Annotated in this window: 19 protein-coding genes and 1 tRNA gene; 12 read left to right on the forward strand and 8 right to left on the reverse strand. The window is 54.5% G+C overall.

All coding sequences use genetic code 11. From position 1 onward, the window contains the following. Positions 1-39: 39 nt before the first annotated feature. Together OCH02_RS01460 and OCH02_RS01465 are read right to left on the reverse strand one after the other, a co-directional pair. On the reverse strand, positions 40-828 hold the full coding sequence (locus OCH02_RS01460; RefSeq protein ID WP_261429392.1) for an ABC transporter substrate-binding protein: 789 nt from the start codon (positions 826-828) through the stop codon (positions 40-42). A 36-nt stretch (positions 829-864) separates the two neighbouring features. Next, positions 865-2,034 carry a M20 aminoacylase family protein gene (locus OCH02_RS01465; RefSeq protein WP_261429393.1) on the reverse strand — a complete coding sequence of 390 codons (1,170 nt, stop codon included), beginning with the start codon at positions 2,032-2,034 and terminating at the stop codon, positions 865-867. 139 nt (positions 2,035-2,173) lie between these two features. On the opposite strand from OCH02_RS01465, the gene OCH02_RS01470 reads away from it, so the two are divergent. From OCH02_RS01470 to OCH02_RS01485, 4 genes are all read left to right on the forward strand, one after another. Then, positions 2,174-3,127, forward strand: a complete 954-nt coding sequence (locus OCH02_RS01470; protein WP_261429394.1) for a LysR family transcriptional regulator — start codon at positions 2,174-2,176, stop codon at positions 3,125-3,127. A 246-nt stretch (positions 3,128-3,373) separates the two neighbouring features. After that, positions 3,374-3,808 carry a MarR family winged helix-turn-helix transcriptional regulator gene (locus tag OCH02_RS01475; protein ID WP_261429395.1) on the forward strand — a complete coding sequence of 145 codons (435 nt, stop codon included), beginning with the start codon at positions 3,374-3,376 and terminating at the stop codon, positions 3,806-3,808. Positions 3,809-3,838: 30 nt separating this feature from the next. Beyond that, on the forward strand, positions 3,839-4,573 hold the full coding sequence (locus OCH02_RS01480) for an NADPH-dependent F420 reductase (protein WP_410001226.1): 735 nt from the start codon (positions 3,839-3,841) through the stop codon (positions 4,571-4,573). Positions 4,574-4,590: 17 nt separating this feature from the next. Next, entirely contained in the window at positions 4,591-5,355 is a 765-nt protein-coding gene (locus tag OCH02_RS01485) for an NADPH-dependent F420 reductase (protein WP_261429396.1), read from the forward strand. A gap of 129 nt (positions 5,356-5,484) precedes the next feature. On the opposite strand, the gene OCH02_RS01490 is transcribed toward OCH02_RS01485, so the two are convergent. Next, positions 5,485-6,420 carry a LysR family transcriptional regulator gene (locus tag OCH02_RS01490; RefSeq protein WP_261429397.1) on the reverse strand — a complete coding sequence of 312 codons (936 nt, stop codon included), beginning with the start codon at positions 6,418-6,420 and terminating at the stop codon, positions 5,485-5,487. Positions 6,421-6,519: 99 nt separating this feature from the next. Here OCH02_RS01490 and OCH02_RS01495 point away from each other — a divergent pair, with 99 nt between their 5' ends. After that, a complete protein-coding gene (locus OCH02_RS01495; protein ID WP_129938375.1) occupies positions 6,520-6,954 on the forward strand; it encodes a DMT family transporter in 435 nt (144 codons plus the stop codon). A gap of 9 nt (positions 6,955-6,963) precedes the next feature. After that, positions 6,964-7,455 carry a DMT family transporter gene (locus tag OCH02_RS01500; protein ID WP_112348918.1) on the forward strand — a complete coding sequence of 164 codons (492 nt, stop codon included), beginning with the start codon at positions 6,964-6,966 and terminating at the stop codon, positions 7,453-7,455. Positions 7,456-7,613: 158 nt separating this feature from the next. On the opposite strand, the gene OCH02_RS01505 is transcribed toward OCH02_RS01500, so the two are convergent. Next, positions 7,614-8,756 (reverse strand): phytanoyl-CoA dioxygenase family protein, encoded by a 1,143-nt coding sequence (locus tag OCH02_RS01505; RefSeq protein WP_261429398.1) that lies wholly within the window; start codon positions 8,754-8,756, stop codon positions 7,614-7,616. A 9-nt stretch (positions 8,757-8,765) separates the two neighbouring features. Beyond that, on the reverse strand, positions 8,766-9,596 hold the full coding sequence (locus OCH02_RS01510) for an SDR family oxidoreductase (RefSeq protein ID WP_112348920.1): 831 nt from the start codon (positions 9,594-9,596) through the stop codon (positions 8,766-8,768). Between the two features lie 114 nt (positions 9,597-9,710). On the opposite strand from OCH02_RS01510, the gene OCH02_RS01515 reads away from it, so the two are divergent. Continuing rightward, on the forward strand, positions 9,711-10,724 hold the full coding sequence (locus OCH02_RS01515; RefSeq protein WP_261429400.1) for a LacI family DNA-binding transcriptional regulator: 1,014 nt from the start codon (positions 9,711-9,713) through the stop codon (positions 10,722-10,724). A gap of 139 nt (positions 10,725-10,863) precedes the next feature. On the opposite strand, the gene OCH02_RS01520 is transcribed toward OCH02_RS01515, so the two are convergent. Together OCH02_RS01520 and OCH02_RS01525 are read right to left on the reverse strand one after the other, a co-directional pair. Then, positions 10,864-11,106 carry a winged helix-turn-helix transcriptional regulator gene (locus OCH02_RS01520; protein ID WP_261429401.1) on the reverse strand — a complete coding sequence of 81 codons (243 nt, stop codon included), beginning with the start codon at positions 11,104-11,106 and terminating at the stop codon, positions 10,864-10,866. A gap of 236 nt (positions 11,107-11,342) precedes the next feature. Next, positions 11,343-11,418, reverse strand: a tRNA-Asn gene (locus tag OCH02_RS01525). Positions 11,419-12,024: 606 nt separating this feature from the next. Here OCH02_RS01525 and OCH02_RS01530 point away from each other — a divergent pair. The 5 genes from OCH02_RS01530 to OCH02_RS01550 all read left to right on the forward strand — a co-directional run bounded on the left by OCH02_RS01530 (position 12,025) and on the right by OCH02_RS01550 (position 17,167). After that, a complete protein-coding gene (locus OCH02_RS01530; RefSeq protein WP_261429403.1) occupies positions 12,025-13,143 on the forward strand; it encodes a branched-chain amino acid ABC transporter substrate-binding protein in 1,119 nt (372 codons plus the stop codon). A 227-nt stretch (positions 13,144-13,370) separates the two neighbouring features. Then, complete coding sequence (locus OCH02_RS01535) at positions 13,371-14,285, forward strand: ABC transporter permease subunit (RefSeq protein WP_017893418.1); 915 nt, start codon at positions 13,371-13,373, stop codon at positions 14,283-14,285. Between the two features lie 10 nt (positions 14,286-14,295). Further along, entirely contained in the window at positions 14,296-15,582 is a 1,287-nt protein-coding gene (livM, locus tag OCH02_RS01540) for a high-affinity branched-chain amino acid ABC transporter permease LivM (protein ID WP_261429405.1), read from the forward strand. After that, complete coding sequence (locus OCH02_RS01545; protein WP_012145916.1) at positions 15,579-16,454, forward strand: ABC transporter ATP-binding protein; 876 nt, start codon at positions 15,579-15,581, stop codon at positions 16,452-16,454. The genes livM and OCH02_RS01545 overlap by 4 nt, the downstream gene beginning before the upstream one ends. Next, the gene (locus OCH02_RS01550; protein ID WP_261429407.1) at positions 16,451-17,167 is read left to right on the forward strand and encodes an ABC transporter ATP-binding protein; all 717 of its coding nucleotides are present in this window, start codon (positions 16,451-16,453) and stop codon (positions 17,165-17,167) included. The genes OCH02_RS01545 and OCH02_RS01550 overlap by 4 nt, the downstream gene beginning before the upstream one ends. Here the strand turns inward: OCH02_RS01550 and OCH02_RS01555 are convergent. Continuing rightward, positions 17,164-17,850, reverse strand: coding sequence for an aspartyl/asparaginyl beta-hydroxylase domain-containing protein (locus OCH02_RS01555; RefSeq protein WP_261429408.1), 687 nt, complete (start codon positions 17,848-17,850; stop codon positions 17,164-17,166). The genes OCH02_RS01550 and OCH02_RS01555 overlap by 4 nt on opposite strands. Positions 17,851-17,855 lie beyond the last annotated feature (5 nt).

Raw genomic sequence — 17,855 nt, forward strand, 5'->3', positions numbered from 1 at the left:
GGCCAGGCGCTCGCCTGGCCCTTTTAATCTGCCCCGCAGTTATTGCCCTTTACCGTACATATCAAAATTAAAGTATTTATCGTTCACCTTCTTATAGGTGCCGTTGGCGATAATGGCTTTCAGCGCCGCGTTGAAGGCATCAAGTAATGCGCGGTCCTCTTTACGCACGCCAATGCCATCGCCAATACCAAAGTATTTGCTGTCGCTCAGTTCCGCACCGGTAAAGGCAAAATTCTTGCCGCCTGGGGTTTTGAAAAATTCGCTGGCGCTGACGCTGGCCAGCAACGAAGCGTCCAACCGGCCGTTGGCCAAATCCTCATTCACTTCCTGTTGGCTCTGATAGGCAATCACGTTGACGCCGGCCTGGCGCCACATTGCGTTTGCGTAAGCTTCCTGGCTGGAGCCTTGTTGCACGCCAATCGATTTGCCTTTCAGCGAAGCCACCGTGGGCTGCAGGTTGCTACCCTTGCGGGCCACCAGGCGTGCCGGGGCGTTAGACACCTTGTTCGAGAAGGCGATCTGCTTTTCGCGCTGCGGCGTAATGGTCATTGACGAGGCGATGGCGTCAAACTTTTTTGCCTGCAACCCCGGGATCATCCCGTCCCAACTGCTTTCGACCCAAACGCACCTGGCCTGCATCTCATTGCACAGCGCCTGAGCGATATCCACACCGAACCCGGTCAGGGTTCCTTGCGCAGTTTTGTATTCCAGCGGCGGGAAGGTGGGGTCTATGCCCAACTTAATCACCTTGCCGCTAAATTCACCGCCAAGGGCGGCGAAACTGAACGCCAGTGGCAGCAATAAAACCAGGCTACTTTTTGTTTTCATTTTGTTTTCCTCAGCGTAGTGGTGTTCAAAAAGGGATTAAGCCAGGAAGCGTTCTGCCAGTTTGACCCAGTAAGTGGCGCCAATCGGCAAACACTCGTCGTTAAAATCGTAACCGGCGTTATGCAGCGAGTTACCGGGCGTGCTTTCCCCGTTGCCAATCGAGATATAACTGCCGGGGCATTTCTCCAGCATAAAAGCGAAGTCCTCACTGGCGGTAATCGGGCGCAGGTTGGCGATAACCCGGCTTTCACCGGCCCATTCCAGCGCGACCGAACGCGCCAACTCGGTTTCCGCAGCGTGGTTTACCAGCACCGGATAACCCTGTTGGTAATCAATCTCTGCCCGGGCACCAAAACTGACGGCCTGCGCTTCCACCAGTGCCGTAATGCGGTCTTCCAACCGTTGACGGACATCGGCATTCAGCGCACGCACGCTCAGCGTCATGGTGGCGGTAGACGGGATAACATTGCTTGCATGACCGGCTTGGATCGCACCCACGGTCACAATCGCCGTTTCCTGCGGATCGATATTTCTGGAGACGATGGTCTGCAGGCTCATCACGATGGCGGCGCAGACCACCACCGGATCGACGGTGTGCTGTGGTACCGCGCCATGGCCGCCGTGGCCATGCAGGGTGATGTTGACGGTATCGGCCGAGCACATGAAAGGGCCGCTGGCAAAGCCCAGTTGGCCGACCGGGAAGCCGGGCACGTTGTGCATGGCGAACACCGCATCGCAGGGAAAACGCTCGAACAACCCGTCTTCCATCATCACTCGGGCACCGCCACCGCCTTCTTCCGCCGGCTGAAATATCAGGTGCAATGTACCGGTAAAGTCAGAGTGGTGTGCCAGATAACGCGCCGCCGCCAGCAGCATGGTGGTGTGGCCATCATGACCGCAGGCGTGCATCACGCCGCTGTGAGTGCTGGCATAGGGCAGTCCGCTGGTTTCTTCAATCGGCAACGCGTCCATATCGGCCCGCAGGCCAAGCGTTTTCCCCACGCCGCGTTGCAGCGTGGCGACAACTCCGGTTTGTCCTATATGGCGCGTGACCTGATAACCCCATTCGGACAGCAGTTTTGCCACCAAATCGCTGGTGGCAAACTCGTTAAATCCCAGTTCGGGATGCGCATGAATATGGTGGCGAATGGCGACCATTTCGTGTTGAACGGCAGCTATTTCAGGTAAAACCAGCGAATGGGTCATCAGGGTTTCCAACTGGAGTATTCGGTTCCCGATGTAATCAATAACCGGGAACAAGGTACTTCGGAGACTAACAAACAACCTTTTGCCCGGGGAGCCGTCGTTCGGTTATGCTGACAACCTTTGATTGTCAGGGGGCGTGATGAAACTACATCAGTTACAGGCCTTGGTCACCAGTGCCGACGGTGGCAGCATCCGCGCCGCCGCACGCCAACTGGGGCTTTCACAGGCGGCGGTCACGCGCGCCCTGCGCGAGCTGGAACAGCAGCAGGAATTACCCTTGCTGATCCGCACGCCGGCCGGACTGGGTTTTACGCCTTACGGGAAAACGCTGTTGGTACATGCCCGGCTGGTGCTGAATCAACTGGAGCAGGCCAACAACGAAATGGCTGGCCTGCGCGGGCTGGCGCAAGAACAGGTGAAGGTAGCGATCACGCCCTGGCTGATGTTGACGGTGTTACCGGCGGCGGTGGTGGCTTTTCGCAAAAAGATGCCGAGGGTAAAACTGGAGCTGTTTGAAAGCCTGATGGCCAACGCCCAATCCCAACTGCGAGAGGGCACGATGGATTTTGCCATCACGCCGCTTCCAGCCTCGATGGCACCGCAGGAGTTTCATTGCGAACCCTTGCTGGATTACGAAACGGCGGTAATGGTGCGCCACGGGCATCCGTTGGGCCAAAGCACCTCAGTCCACCAATTGCTGGAGCAGGACTGGGTGCTGAACTCTACCCCAGAAAATTATGACGATTTAATCCAGCAACTGTTCAGCCGACATGGCGCTCAGCTTGATCCGAACCGCATTATTCATGCGCATTCCCTCGGCATGTTGCAGGCAATGGTAGAGTCGGCAGACATGTGCACCTGGTGCCCGGCACCGTTGCTCGGGCTACCGCAGTTTGCCGGCCGCCTGCAACCGCTGGCGCTGCAAGAAGGTTGCGACCTGGCGCGGCTGAATATCGTCACCCGGCGCAACAGCATACTCAGCACCGCTGCTCATGCGCTGATTGATAACCTGATCCGTACCCTGCGCCAGCACGCCCGCTCCGCGCGGCTCGAGGACCGACTGATTTATGATCGGGTGAAGTTGTTGATTTAGGGGGAGGGGACGGGGTTTCTGGGGGCTATTCTGGGGTCATCTTGAGCGTCTGCTTTGTGCCAGAAGCGGACCTCCTTTTATCGCCCGGATGCCCGTATTCTTCCGTCGGAAAACGTTTCGGTATGATTTGTTGTTATTGTCATACCGCACGAATTACTTATTCATCACTCTTTAGCCAACGAAAAGTTTACTATATGCTTTTATCTAGTGCGCTAGATAATCAACAGCTAGATAATGAGTTGGCATATGAACAAGCAGTCACGGCAAGAAATAGGGACACAACTTTCTTTTGCGTTATATGGTGCGGCGAGCCGAATGAACCGGTTACATAAGCCGTTCCTGGACCCGCTGGGACTTACCTTCCCACAGTATCTGGTCATGCTGGAGTTGTTTAATTGCACCCCGCGCACCGTGGGGGAAATCGGGAATAAGCTTGGCATGGATACCGGCACCATTACGCCCGTCCTCAAACGCCTTGAGGCTGCCGGACGCATAATCCGCACACGTGACCGCGCAGACGAAAGACGAGTTCTCATTACCCTTACGGATGAGGGGCTCGCTTTGCAAAGTGAGCTGTGGCTCGTAACCGAAAGAATCAAATCAGCCTGTCAGCTATCGGATGGAAAGCTCGAGGAGTTACGGGATACCCTGAATGGCTTTGCCCATCCCGCTGATAACTGATCATCCTCCACTCATACAAAAGGTACTGCTATGAAAATGGGCATTATTGGCGCCGGAAATATTGGTGCGACGCTGGCAAACAGGCTCTCTGTGCAGGGCCATGAAGTCAAACTGGCGAATTCAAGAGGACCGGAAAGCATTGCAGAGCTGGCGCGAAAAGTGGGTGCACTGGCGGTTGATCGCCAGGAGGCCGTACGAGAAGTGGACGTCATCATCCTCTCTATACCCTTTGATAAGCACACCGAACTTGCTGAGTTAATGCGCGACGTCCCTGAAAGCGTGATCGTCATTGATACGTCTAATTATTATCCTTTCCGTGACGGGGACATTATTGAGATCCGTGAAGGTAAGCCTGAAAGCGTGTACGCCAGTGAAACAGTTCAGCGCCATCTCATCAAAGCCTGGAATGCTGTTCTTGCCGAGACGCTTAAAGAGAAAGGGCAGGATGCAGGTTCTCCGTCCCGTATTGCTATTCCTGTTGCGGGCGACGACTCCGCAGCAAAGTCTGTTGTGATGGAGCTGGTCAGTCAGAGTGGTTTCGATGCATTTGACGCCGGTATGCTTAGCGAATCATGGCGGCAACAGCCCGGTACCCCAGCCTACTGCACTGAGCTTGACGCCGCAGAACTTAGAGCGGCCCTTCAGGCGGCGAATAAAGCCCGCGCACCACTGAACAGAGATGCGTTGATCAGGGAATTCATGTCCGCAGGCGATCATCTAACACATGATGTGATCGTCAAACGTAACCGTGCAGTAACGGCCTGAGTTAAAGAAGAGAGCTTATGACACATAGAGAAAAGTACCGGATTGCTGTCCTGGGAACTGGTCATATCGGTAAAACACTTGCCCGCAGTCTTGCAACTGCCGGTCATTTCGTAAAAGTCGCAAATTCACGCGGATCAGAAACAATAGACCCCGACGTGCTTGAAACGGGCGCTGAAGCATCTGATACAGCCAGTGCCGTGCAGGACGCGCAGGTAGTCATCCTGTCCATACCTATGGCGAAGCTTGCGGATATCGCGCCTCTGATACGCAATCTGCCTCAGGATGTTATCGTTGCTGATACCTCCAACTACTATCCACATCGTGATGGCATCATTGACAATTTCTCAGATGGTGAGGTTGAAAGTCAGTGGGCGGCACATCTCCTGAACCGTCCCCTGATCAAGGCATGGAATGCCATAGGTTCAGATTCTCTCGCCAGGAAAGGTACAACAGCGGGATCGCCAGTGCGTATTGCAATTCCGGTGGCAGGGAATATGGAAGAGCACAAGATAGTGATCGTTGATTTTGTCAATGATACGGGATTCGATGCCTTTGATGCGGGTAACCTTGAGGAGTCCTGGCGCCAACAGCCAGGTGCTCCGTGCTACTGCACGGACCTCACATATGGACAAATGAAATCCGCGCTGGCTTCAGCGGAAAAGGTACGATTACCCGTGCGCCGGGATATTGCAGTTCAGGCAATACAGGAGCGTATGGGTGATAAACGCACAAACCCTAATGCCGATTATATTGTTCGTTTACACAGAGCGCTTTTCATGTAATTTGAAAGTCGTGTTACTCCCTCCTCAAATGACTGCTCTGTTATATCGAGATTTTCGCTAAAACCATTTTTCATTTGCTGATGTATGAGCGAAAAGCAACTTCCGCTTCTCGCTCATGGGAGAGATTCGTCAGTCGAATTGCCAGTAAGGCTTGGAGCCATAAACCTCCAGAAAGTAATCAATAACCGCTCTGACATTCAGAGGGGGATGACGGACATTCGGATAAATCGCTGCAATATGTTGCGGCTCTGTTTTTATGGCGGCGTCAAGATTGGGCATAATTCTGACCAGTTCCCCTTTATGAATGCTGTCTCCTATCAGCCAGTCCGGGAAAAGCACCATCCCCATTCCACCTAAAGCGGCTGTAAGAAGCGTTTCCGCATTGTTAGAAATCAGCAATGCAGATATCGGGTAGTGAACCCAGTTGTCATTCTTTTCTCTGAATAGCCATCGATTAGGACCGGATGATCCCGCATAAACCAGACATTTATGCTGTGCTAAATCTGAAGGAATAACTGGCACTCCCCACTTTTGAACGTATTTAGGAGACGCAACCAGGTGGTAGCGCTGGGTGCAGAACACGCGTGCGTGAAATGATGAGTCGGTAAGAGTTCCAATGCGAAAAATAATATCTGAAGCATCGCGGTGGGGATCGATATAGTCATCTGTCTGCGCCAACTCGATCAACAGCTTAGGGTAGCGCTCGGAAAGGCCAGTTAACCAGGGCGCAATATGCCGCTGCCCAAAAAAAACCGGCGCATTGATTCTTATCAACCCTGAAGGCTCAAGTGATCTGTCCTGAAGTTCTTTTCTTGCCTCGCTGAGTTGCTCACTCATTATTCGGGCATATTCTACGAACAATCGTCCAGCTTCGGTCGGAATGACAGCGCGGGTATTACGATAGAACAGCTGCTGTCCGAGAGTATCCTCTAGCTGCAGAATCACTCGCGATACCATCGACGCAGATACTCCCTCTCGCCTGGCAACCTCAGAAAAACTCTGCGAGTCAAAAACTCCAATAAAAAACAATAGACTACGGAAGTTTATTGAACTGGCATTATACATTATCTCGATTCCTGCAAAGGTGTTTCACAGATTATACTGTTTTTCATTACTTTGAGCGTCTTTATCATCAGCCTCCTAAACCAAGTTGGAGACTGTTTTATGCAGCTTTTATTTATATTACTCGTCGTTGCTGGCGGGATGGGATTATCCGTTGAAGCTGGATTATTAGGGCCGTTGGGAAGTGAAGTGGGTGATTTATGGGCCACATTCAGTATTTTTGGTGTCGGTGCAGCGCTGACATTCATGCTGATGCTTTTCTTCAGTCCGCGTAATAGCCCCTCTTTTTTCTCGCAACCTGCATGGACATTAGTAGGCGGTATTCTTGGACCAGTATATGTGGTGATTCTCACCATAGCTGTTCCCATTATTGGTATTGCAATGACCATGATCGGCATTCTTGCAGGACAGGTATTTAAAAGTCTGGTGATTGACCACTACGGACTTTTTGGCACCGCCCAACGCAAAATTGACCAGAAAAGAGTCATTGCGCTTATTTTTATTGTTGCTGCACTGGCACTTGTGGCAAAAGGCTGAGGTGAAATTATGAATATTTTGATGATCATTCTTGCAGTGGTAGGTGGAGCGTTTCTGAGTATGCAGGCCGCAATAGGTGGAAAGTTGGGCAGCAATGTCGGCGTTTTCCGGAGTGCATTCCTGACCTTCTCTACCGGGGCATTGGTTACCGCTCTGCTGATCTTTTTCTTTGAACCAAAGCATGCCCTTACACTGCTTGATGTACCCAAATGGCAGTTACTGGGCGCGCTCTGTGGTGTGCCTTATATCGTTATCATGGTTATCGCAGTACAGCGAATCGGCTCAGCTGTAGCAACCGTTGCGGTTATTTTTGGGCAACTGGCAATGAGCATGCTGATCGATAACTTCGGTTGGTTAGGAAATGAAGCAATTCACTTCTCGTCAACACGACTGGGAGCAGTGATGTGTTTAGGTATTGCGCTATTCTTTATCTACTCGAGTAGTAAGTCCAAAGCAGCGCCGGTGGAGCAGTCAATGAAGAAAGCTATCGTACGAGACTGAGAAAACAGCAGCGAGTCAGGCACTATTGCATAACTCACATGACCGGATTGGCGGCTCAGGATGTATTGCTAATCCGGTTTATCAGATCAAATACAAACTCAAGGATATGAAGTAATGCCCAACGTTATGGCATTACGTCATCCCGTTGAAAAATACGCTTACGCTTTTCTCTTACTCTCATGGTTGTCTAATTGGCGGGTAAACTCTTCCGCTGAACAACATTGCTGTAATGCTTCCAGTAACAGCTGCTGTTGCGTTTTGGGTACCAGGCCACCCAGCGGTGGATCGGTATCCAGATTGGTCGGGAAGGAGTAGCCTTCACCGCTCGCCGCCACAATTGCCTGTAACTCTTCATCGCTCAGATGTTTACTCAGCAGGGTTGGATAAATCGCTTCCATCACTTTAACGTGATTCACTTTCTCCATGGTTTTGCCAAAAGCGGATGAGACCTGCAGCAGATTGGCCGTACGTACATGATCCTGCGTTACGTTATTGCCGGCGGCATGGAACAGGGCAGGATTGAAGAACAGCCCGTCACCTTTTTTCAGCGGCAACTGAATGGCATGCTGCTGGAAGAATTCAATAAAGCGCGGATCGCGCCATGCCAGATATCCCTCAGCATACTGCTGCGACCAGGGTAATAGTTGCGTCGGACCTGATTCAATCGGCATATCACTGTGAGCAACCGCCCCCTGTAGCGTCAGATATTGCGACAGAATCTGCAACGGCAGCGGGAAGCGAGCAACCACGTCATTTACCTGGAAACCGAGATGATAATCCCGATGCGGCTGCTGCGCTTTGCCGCCGGGACGCACCTGATTCACCTGAGCCGTAATTTCATATCCAGGTCCAACCCAGGCTTCACAAATCAGCGCCAGCAAAGGATTGCTGTAGTAATCAATAAAGGCATCCGCATCCCGCTCCGCCACTTTTTGCAGCGCATTCCAGATACGCCCATTGCCGCCCGCTTTGGCAAAGTGATCGCCACCGCCGCCATTTGCCGCTTCACTGGCAAGGATATCCTCAAAGACTTTACTGCTGCGATCAACGGCTGATACATCGCCATATAAGCCCTGAAACACCAGGACACCGGGCCCGCTGGACAATGCACGATGCAGTTCACCCAGCATGTTTTGACGGTCTGCTTTTGCTGCCGCCAGCAGGTCGTCACGATGATAAATCAGCACATTTTTATCAGCCGAACGTGCCAGCGGGAAATCGTCTTTACGCAGGGTTTGCGCGCAAATCGTGGCGAAATCATCGAGAGAAATGTGGCTGTCATTAATGTAGATATTCTTCATTTTTTTGCCTCACAGAGTCAGAGCATGTGATGGCTGGAAGCCACCGTTATCACCACAACCAACCACACTTTGATCGAAATCGATCACCGCACCCGTCATCATTCCTGATTCCTCAGAAAGGAGAAATGCTACGCCACGCGCGACTTCGGCTGGTTTCAGCAGGCGACCAAAAGGCTGCGCTTGCTCAGCTTTGCTAAGCCAGTTTTCATCAGCGTCATGATATTGCCGCTGGATGTCGTGCTCATGTGGCGTATCCATCCAGCCAATATTCAGACCGTTTACCCGAATGCGATTACGCATTGCGCTGAAGGCCACATTTTTGGTCAGCGTGACCAGTGCACCTTTGGATGCGGCGTATGCCGTTAAGAAGCTCTGGCCGCCATGTGAGGTCATGGTGATGATATTGACGATGCTGCCTTCAATGCCTTTGGCAATCATCAGTTTGATCGCTGCCTGCATCAGGAAAAAAGGCGCGCGAACGTTGACGGCCATAATCGCGTCAAATAATTCCGGAGAAGTGTTGAGGATAGTGCCGCGATCGGACATGCCTGCGCAGTTCACCAGCCCGTGCAGGGTTCCAAACGCGGTTTCTGCGGTCGCCACCACTTTTTCGCAGGCTTCTGGCGAACTGATATCCGCTTCAACAAATATCACTTCACAACCGGTTTGGCTGAGGGTATCCACCTGTTCGTGTCCGGCTTTAACGTTACGACCGCAAATTACAATGCCCCGGGCTCCGCGATTTGCCAGAAGACTGGCAACAGCTGCGCCTAATCCCTGGGTTCCGCCGGTCACGACGAACACTTTGTTTTTAAATCTGCTGCTTTCACTCAGGCTCATTCGTTGTCCTTTCTTATTTTGGGTGAGATAAGGTCTGTCCGCTTGCTCACAATGACCTTAGCAATTACATTCGATTAACAATACGGCGGCATAACCTCAAAAAGACCTCAATTTATGACAAGGTCATTCTCCATTAAGCAAATCGCGGCACAGTCTGGCGTCAGCAAAGCCACGGTTGACAGAGCATTGCATCAGCGCGGCAGCGTGAGTCCACGCACTGCCCGACGCATTGCTCAGGCAATCCGCGACCTGGAATTGCAGCAGCGCGCCAGCCTGGCAAGCGGTCGCACGTTACCGCTCGATCTGGTGATGCACGCGCCAGAGCGATTCAGTTCGCTGACGGTGGCGGCATTGCTCAGTCAGATTAAAAGCTTCGCGCCTTTCCGACTGACGCTGCGCTGCCACATTTTTGAAGAAATCTCCCCTGAAGAGCTGCAACGTGAGCTGCGCCGCTGTGCCAATGACAGTTATGGCGTGCTGCTCAAGGCAAGCGATCACCCTTTGCTGCAGAGTTCGATTGCGGAGCTGGCGGCGCTCAACGTGCCGGTGGTGACGCTCGTTACTGACTTGCCACGCAGCGAACGCATCCGCTATGTCGGGATGGATAACGAAGGTGCCGGTCGAACGGCGGCCTGGCTGATGTCGCGGTGGCTACCTGTTGAAGTGCAGACGGTCGCCATAGTGATTAGCAGTACTGGCTTTCGCGGAGAAGAGCAGCGAATGGAGGGCTTCATTCAGACGTTGAGTCAGCGGGCCCCTTACTTGCAGATTAAAGCGGTCAGTGAAGGTTACGGCATCGATACACTGACGTTTAAGCAGATGTGTACCGCGCTGGAGCAGGATCATTCGATTCATTCTGTTTACAGCGTGGGCGGAGGAAATAGTGCCGTTTTGCAGGCTTTTTCAGCGATGCAACGAGAGATAAATGTCTTTATTGGACACGACCTTGATGAAGAGAATCGCAAGCTACTGGCTGCTGAAGATATGGATGCGGTGATTGACCATGATCTGCAAGAGGATGCGCGAGCTGCATTTGGCGCAATCCTGCGTTTTCATGGTTTTTTGCCAGAAGCAGAAGATGAAACGGCATCATCTCGGGTAATTGTTGTGACGCCGTTCAATATTTAAATCACTTGCGATTACGACTAAGTAAGACGAAATCATTGTTGCGAGTTTCGCTAAAAGTAATACGGCAAACGATACGGACATAAAAAATGGATCAACGTGGATATATTCATCATTAAAGTATTTTTTAACCTTCAATATATTACTCCCTGGATGTTTTCTCCCCAATTTCAATAGACCTGTCTTCAGCCTCATCGTAAGCGCGTCGTGAAGCTTCTATATCCTGCCATGTGTCGCGAATCCAGCGGGTAAAGCCCGCCAGCGGTTCCAACATGGATCGCCCTCGTTCGGTCAACTCATATTCGACGCGAGGCGGCAGTTCAGGATAGTAGAGGCACGAGACCAGACCATTCCTTTCAAGGTTGCGCAAGGTCAACGTCAGCATGCGTTGCGAGATGTCCGGGATACCCCGGCTTCAGCCTCGCGGAGAATACTGATGATCTGTTGGTCGGAAAAACGCTTCTTCATGGGGATGTCCTCATGTGGCTTATGAAGACATTACTAACATCGGGGTGTACTAATCAACGGGGAGCAGGTCATCCGCTGTTCGCTCATACCAGCCATCCACCAAACCAAAAGCAAAAAGCCCGCTCAGGTTTCCCTGAGCGGGCTTCTCTAATATGGCTCCTCTGACTGGACTCGAACCAGTGACATACGGATTAACAGTCCGCCGTTCTACCGACTGAACTACAGAGGAATCGTGTGAACGGGGCGAATAATAGCGGGGTGGTGTGGCTTTGTCAAAGCACTAAACTGCAAGAAAAGCGCGTTTGCTGATGGAATGAGCATGTTGCGTTGTTTTTCGGCACTCATCCTGCTTAAGCGCGCTGTTTATCGCCACAAAATCCCCGACTTCCTGGTTGCACCTGCCATTGCACGCTTCTGGTGCGCAAGGGGAGAGGGCCTTGGCGAACGGCAGAAAATTTTTGCCGTGAGTTTGCTACCAGATCCCCCCACAGCGCCTCCTCGCGGCAGTGAATCCCTGCGTTTTGCCACTGATATGTAGGATGAATGAACAGAAAATATGTATTGGCCGTCACAATGGCTGGATTTTTGCTTAGCTAAATTCGGGTAATGCGACTGCGCTCTCGCGCAAATTATTTTCCCCGTCTACACATAAAGTGACTGGTCCACGCCCCTGGGCGTTTCGCTATACCCGTCATACTTGAAGCCGTATCGGTGTTGGTTGCGAACACCCACTCCAGTCACTTACATGAGTAAGCATCCTGGGGATGGATGTTCTTGCCGCCTGGATACAGCTCCAATTATTTAGGGTCTAAAAACAGTGCTGAGGAATACAACAATGTCATCGAAATTGATTAAAAGTCCGCTCGCTGCTCTGCTTATCGGTTGTTTAGGTTCTGCTTTTTATGCTCAGGCGGATATTGTTATTGGCGTCGCCGGGCCGTTCTCCGGGCCGAATGCGACCTATGGCGATCAGTACTGGCGTGGTGCCTCACAGGCGGCAGCGGATATCAACGCCGCCGGTGGGATTAAAGGGGAAAAAATCAAACTGGTGCAGGGGGACGACGCCTGTGAACCCAAACAGGCGGTCGCGGTCGCCAACCGGTTAGTGGATCAGGACAAGGTCGCGGCGGTGGTCGGGCACTTCTGCTCCTCCTCCACCATGCCGGCCTCCGAGGTGTATGACGAAGCCGGCATTATCGCCATCACCCCCGGATCCACCAACCCGCAGATCACCGAGCGCGGCATGACCAACATGTTCCGCATGTGCGGCCGTGATGACCAGCAAGGGGTGATCGCCACCAACTACATGCTCAATACCCTGAAAGCCAAACGCATCGCGGTGATCCACGACAAAGACACCTACGGCCAGGGGCTGGCAGATGCCGCCAGGGCGGAAATGAACAAGCGCGGCGTGAAGGAAGTGCTGTATGAAGGGCTGTCACGCGGTGAAAAAGACTTCAACGCGCTGGTGACCAAAATCGCCTCGGTCAAACCTGACGTGGTCTACTTCGGTGGTTGCCATCCAGAGGCTGGGCCATTGGTGCGCCAGATGCGTGAGCAGGGCGTGACCGCCAAGTTCTTCTCCGGTGACTGCATCGTGACCGAAGAGCTGGTGACCGCTGCCGGTGGGCCGCAGTACACCAACGGCGTGCTGATGACCTTCGGCAACGATCCGCGCCAAATTCCGGAAGGTAAAGCGGTGATCGCCAAGTTCCGCGCCAGCGGTTTTGAGCCGGAAGGCTACACCCTCTACTCCTACGCCTCGATTCAGGCGATCGCCGACGCCTTCAGCGCTACCGGCGGCAAAGACAGCGCCAAGGCCAGCGAATGGCTGAAATCGCATGATGTGGATACCGTGATGGGCAAAAAGGCCTGGGACAAGAAAGGCGACCTGAAGGTATCGGATTACGTGGTCTATCAGTGGGACGACAAGGGTAAATACCACCAACTCTAATTTTCTCCTGCGTCTTTCAAGCGGCAGCGTTGTTGGCTGCACACGTTCACCCCAGTCACTTAGTGGGTCTAAGTTCCTGGGGACTCACGTGTTTGCCGCCTGGCTGCAACTTGAAATCCATTGGAGAAATACTGGTTACGGATCCGCGCATTGGGCGGATCCGTTCCGATACTTCCTTGGGCCGCGTCTGCACCAGCTTGCGGTCCCACCAGGCGAGACTGCTCATTATGGATGTTTTCTTTCTGCAACAGTTGATCAACGGCCTGACGCTCGGCGCGGTTTACGGCCTGATCGCCATCGGCTACACCATGGTTTACGGCATTATCGGCATGATTAACTTCGCCCACGGCGAGGTGTACATGATCTCCGCCTACCTGTGCGCCATCGGGTTGGCGTTGCTGTCGTTCTTCGGTCTGCAATCCTTCCCGCTGCTGATCCTCGGCACGCTGGTGTTCACCATCGTGGTCACCGGGGTGTATGGCTGGGTGATCGAGCGTATCGCCTACAAACCCTTGCGCAATTCCACGCGTCTGGCACCGCTGATCTCCGCCATCGGCATGTCGCTGATTTTGCAAAACTACGCGCAAATCAGCCAGGGGCCGCGCCAGCAAGGGATCCCGACGTTGCTGGACGGCGTGTTCCGCCTCAACTTCGACGGTGGGGTGATCCAAATCACCTACACCAAGGTGTTCATCCTGGTCGCCTCACTGCTGGGCATGGCCATCCTCACTTACATCATTCAGCACACCCGTCTGGGGCGCATCTGCCGCGCCACCCAGCAGGATCGCAAGATGGCGTCCATTCTGGGCATCAATACCGACCGGGTGATCTCCCTGGTGTTCGTGATTGGTGCCGCCATGGCCGGGCTGGCGGGGGTGTTGATCACCATGAACTACGGCACCTTTGATTTCTACGTCGGCTTTATTATCGGCATCAAAGCCTTTACCGCCGCGGTGCTGGGGGGCATAGGTTCGTTACCCGGCGCGATGCTGGGCGGGCTGCTGCTGGGCGTGGCGGAGGCGCAGTTCGCCGGCATGGTGAACTCGGATTACAAAGACGTGTTTTCCTTCGGTTTGCTGGTGGTGATCCTGATTTTCCGCCCCCAGGGCCTGCTCGGTCGGCCAATGGTCGCTAAGGTTTGAGGGGAAAACTATGTCGCAATCTAGGGTTCACCCAGGGCTGAACGTTAAACGCAGCCTGCTGGATGCGGTGCTGGCCGGGCTGATCGCGTTGATCGTGTTCGGGCCGATCGTCGGTATCGTCCTCAACGGATACAGTTTTAACTTTGAACCGCGCCGCCTGGCGTGGATTATCGCCGCGGTAATGGCCGGGCGGCTGTTGCTGAGCCTGTTCCTGCAAACCGCGCCGGGGCGCAAACTGTTGACGCGCTTTGACGGCGGCAATGACGGGGTCTATGTCCGGCCTATAGGGGCCAAAACCAGTCTGCGTTGGATTATTCCGTTAATGGCCGCGATCGCGCTGCTGTTCCCGTTTGTTGCCACCAAGTACCTGCTGACGGTGGCGATACTGGGGCTGATTTACGTGTTGCTTGGGCTGGGGCTGAACATTGTCGTCGGGCTGGCCGGGCTGCTGGATCTCGGTTATGTGGCGTTCTACGCCATTGGCGCTTATGGCCTGGCGCTGGGCTACCAGTATCTCGGGCTGGGGTTCTGGGCGATGCTGCCGCTGGGGGCGCTGATGGCGGCACTGGCCGGCGCGCTGCTGGGGTTCCCGGTGCTGCGCATGCACGGCGACTATCTGGCGATCGTCACGCTGGGGTTCGGGGAAATTATCCGCCTGGTGCTGAACAACTGGATGTCGCTGACCGGCGGTCCCAACGGCGTCTCGGTGCCTGCGCCGACGATTTTTGGCCTGGAGTTCGGCAGGCGGGCGAAGGACGGCGGCGTGCCGATCCACGAATTCCTCGGTATCGCCTACAACCCCAACCTGAAGTTTATCTTTATCTATGCGGTGCTGTTCCTGGTGGTGCTGCTGGTGCTGTACATCAAGCACCGGCTGACGCGCATGCCGATCGGCCGCGCCTGGGAGGCACTGCGTGAGGATGAAATCGCCTGTCGCTCACTCGGGCTGAACCACGTTCTGGTGAAGCTGTCGGCCTTTATGATGGGTGCTTCCACCGCTGGGCTGGCCGGGGTGTTTTTCGCCACCTATCAGGGCTTCGTCAACCCCACCTCATTCACCTTTTTTGAGTCGGCGCTGATCCTGGCGATCGTGGTGCTGGGCGGCATGGGGTCGACCATCGGCGTGGTGCTGGCGGCGTTTGTGCTCACGGTGGCACCTGAGCTGTTGCGCAGCTTCGCCGAGTACCGGGTGCTGCTGTTCGGCGTGTTGATGGTGGCGATGATGATCTGGCGGCCACGTGGGCTGGTGCGCATCAGTCGTTCCAGCTTTGCTCCGCGCAAGGGGGTAGAACCATGAGCGACGCTATCTTGCAGGTTGAGCATCTGATGATGCATTTTGGCGGCATCAAGGCGCTCAATGACGTGAATCTGGCGGTAGAGCGCGGTTCCATCACCGCGCTGATCGGCCCCAACGGTGCCGGGAAAACCACGGTATTCAACTGTCTGACCGGTTTTTATCGGGCCACCGGCGGCGCGATCCTGCTCAATACCCACAAGCGGCCGACCGACGTGATCCAGGTGCTGGGGCAGAAATTCCACGCCGGTGACTGGGTTAACCCCAAACGCCTGGGCTCGCGCGTTTACTACAAAATGTTTGGCGGCACCCATCTGGTCAATCGCGCCGGGCTGGCGCGCACCTTCCAGAACATCCGTTTGTTCCGCGAAATGTCGGTGGTGGAGAACCTGCTGGTGGCGCAGCACATGCTGAGCAACCGCAATCTGATCGCCGGCGTGCTCAATACGCCGGGTTACCGCCGGGCAGAAAACCAGGCGCTGGATCGCGCCTTTTACTGGCTGGAAGTGGTGGAACTGGTGGACTGCGCCAACCGGCTGGCGGGGGAGATGTCCTACGGCCAGCAGCGGCGGCTGGAGATTGCCCGGGCGATGTGTACCACGCCGGAGATGATCTGTCTCGATGAGCCCGCCGCCGGGCTGAACCCGGTAGAGACGGCGACGCTGAGCCGCATTATCCGTTTTCTGCGTCAGCACCACGGCATCACGGTGTTGTTGATTGAACACGATATGGGCATGGTGATGGAGATCTCCGATCGGGTGATTGTGCTCGATCACGGCGATGTGATCGCCGAAGGCACGCCGAAAGAAATTCAGCACAACGATACGGTGATCGCCGCTTACCTTGGCGCGGACGAAGAGGAACTGGCGGGATGAACAATGTGATGTTGGAGTTTCGCAACGTAGACGTGTTTTATGGCCCGATCCAGGCGTTGCAGCAGGTCTCGCTACAGGTGAATGAAGGGGAAACGGTGGCGCTGATTGGTGCCAACGGCGCGGGCAAGTCGACGCTGCTGATGTCCATCTTCGGTCAGCCGCGCATCAGCGGCGGGCAGATCCTGTTTCGTGGCGAAGATATCAGCCAGCGTTCCACCCATTACGTTGCCAGCAGCGGCATCGCTCAGGCTCCCGAGGGGCGGCGTATCTTCCCGGATATGAGCGTGGAGGAAAACCTGCTGATGGGCACCATTACCATTGGCAATCGCTATGTAGGGGAGGATTTATTACGCATGTTCGACCTGTTTCCACGCCTGAAGGAACGGCGCAACCAGCGGGCGATGACCATGTCCGGCGGCGAACAGCAGATGCTGGCGATTGCTCGGGCGCTAATGAGCAGGCCCAAACTGCTGTTGCTGGACGAGCCGAGCCTGGGGCTGGCGCCGATCATCGTCAAACAGATCTTCAGCATTTTACGGGAGCTGACCCGTGGCGGCATGACGTTGTTTCTGGTGGAGCAGAATGCCAACCACGCGCTCAAACTGTCCGATCGCGGCTATGTGATGGTTAACGGCCAGATCCGCCTGACCGGCAGTGGTTCGGAGTTGTTAAACGATCAGGAGGTGAGGAAAGCCTATCTGGGCGGGGCCTAGAACTGGCGCTGGATCCAGCGCACGTTCAGCCGCACCAGGGCAATAATGCCGTTGGACAACATCCGCAGCCCGGTGGGTAAGTCGCGGCGGCGGATATCCAGCAGCAACACGGTGCGCACCTGGTCGCTGTCGTTCCACACCTCGTGTTCGAAGGTATCGTCCCACAGCATAAATTCCCCCTCATTGAGCCGGTATTCCTGCCCGTCGACTTTCAATACGGCGGCGGGCAGACCATCGGCACCCTTAGGCATCGACAGCACCAGATAACCGCGCAGAATGCCACGGAACGGGCCACGGTGCGCCGGCACCTGTTTACCGGGGGCCAGGAAAGACAGCGAGGCGGAAAGCACATCCGGAGAGGAAGCGATCAGGCTGGCCAATAATGGGCAGCGTGCAAGGTTACGCGTTATCGGCTGGCCGTAGGCCTGCATGATAAACATACGCCAGTCACGCGCGTCATTGGCGGAGATCGACGCCTGTTCACTCATGATTTCGTGAAATCGCGGAATATTGTGCAGATCTTGCGTCAGGGTCAGTGCCTCATCACGGATCTGCGGCCACTGGGCGGTAAAACGCTGGGCGTCAGGGAACAGTTGGGCACTGTCGAGCACCGGCGCACTGTTGATGCGGCGATCGTAAATACGGCGTAATACCAACACTGACCAATCATAGATAGCTGACATATGAC

The sequence above is a fragment of the Serratia quinivorans genome (assembly GCF_946227985.1).
Classification (GTDB): domain Bacteria; phylum Pseudomonadota; class Gammaproteobacteria; order Enterobacterales; family Enterobacteriaceae; genus Serratia; species Serratia quinivorans_A.

Coding starts and splice junctions, on each gene's coding strand:
- OCH02_RS01460 (WP_261429392.1), bottom strand. CDS start 828: ATGAAAACAAAAAGTAGCCTGGTTTTATTGCTGCCACTGGCGTTCAGT.
- OCH02_RS01465 (WP_261429393.1), bottom strand. CDS start 2,034: ATGACCCATTCGCTGGTTTTACCTGAAATAGCTGCCGTTCAACACGAA.
- OCH02_RS01470 (WP_261429394.1), top strand. CDS start 2,174: ATGAAACTACATCAGTTACAGGCCTTGGTCACCAGTGCCGACGGTGGC.
- OCH02_RS01475 (WP_261429395.1), top strand. CDS start 3,374: ATGAACAAGCAGTCACGGCAAGAAATAGGGACACAACTTTCTTTTGCG.
- OCH02_RS01480 (WP_410001226.1), top strand. CDS start 3,839: ATGAAAATGGGCATTATTGGCGCCGGAAATATTGGTGCGACGCTGGCA.
- OCH02_RS01485 (WP_261429396.1), top strand. CDS start 4,591: ATGACACATAGAGAAAAGTACCGGATTGCTGTCCTGGGAACTGGTCAT.
- OCH02_RS01490 (WP_261429397.1), bottom strand. CDS start 6,420: ATGTATAATGCCAGTTCAATAAACTTCCGTAGTCTATTGTTTTTTATT.
- OCH02_RS01495 (WP_129938375.1), top strand. CDS start 6,520: ATGCAGCTTTTATTTATATTACTCGTCGTTGCTGGCGGGATGGGATTA.
- OCH02_RS01500 (WP_112348918.1), top strand. CDS start 6,964: ATGAATATTTTGATGATCATTCTTGCAGTGGTAGGTGGAGCGTTTCTG.
- OCH02_RS01505 (WP_261429398.1), bottom strand. CDS start 8,756: ATGAAGAATATCTACATTAATGACAGCCACATTTCTCTCGATGATTTC.
- OCH02_RS01510 (WP_112348920.1), bottom strand. CDS start 9,596: ATGAGCCTGAGTGAAAGCAGCAGATTTAAAAACAAAGTGTTCGTCGTG.
- OCH02_RS01515 (WP_261429400.1), top strand. CDS start 9,711: ATGACAAGGTCATTCTCCATTAAGCAAATCGCGGCACAGTCTGGCGTC.
- OCH02_RS01520 (WP_261429401.1), bottom strand. CDS start 11,106: ATGCTGACGTTGACCTTGCGCAACCTTGAAAGGAATGGTCTGGTCTCG.
- OCH02_RS01530 (WP_261429403.1), top strand. CDS start 12,025: ATGTCATCGAAATTGATTAAAAGTCCGCTCGCTGCTCTGCTTATCGGT.
- OCH02_RS01535 (WP_017893418.1), top strand. CDS start 13,371: ATGGATGTTTTCTTTCTGCAACAGTTGATCAACGGCCTGACGCTCGGC.
- livM (WP_261429405.1), top strand. CDS start 14,296: ATGTCGCAATCTAGGGTTCACCCAGGGCTGAACGTTAAACGCAGCCTG.
- OCH02_RS01545 (WP_012145916.1), top strand. CDS start 15,579: ATGAGCGACGCTATCTTGCAGGTTGAGCATCTGATGATGCATTTTGGC.
- OCH02_RS01550 (WP_261429407.1), top strand. CDS start 16,451: ATGAACAATGTGATGTTGGAGTTTCGCAACGTAGACGTGTTTTATGGC.
- OCH02_RS01555 (WP_261429408.1), bottom strand. CDS start 17,850: ATGTCAGCTATCTATGATTGGTCAGTGTTGGTATTACGCCGTATTTAC.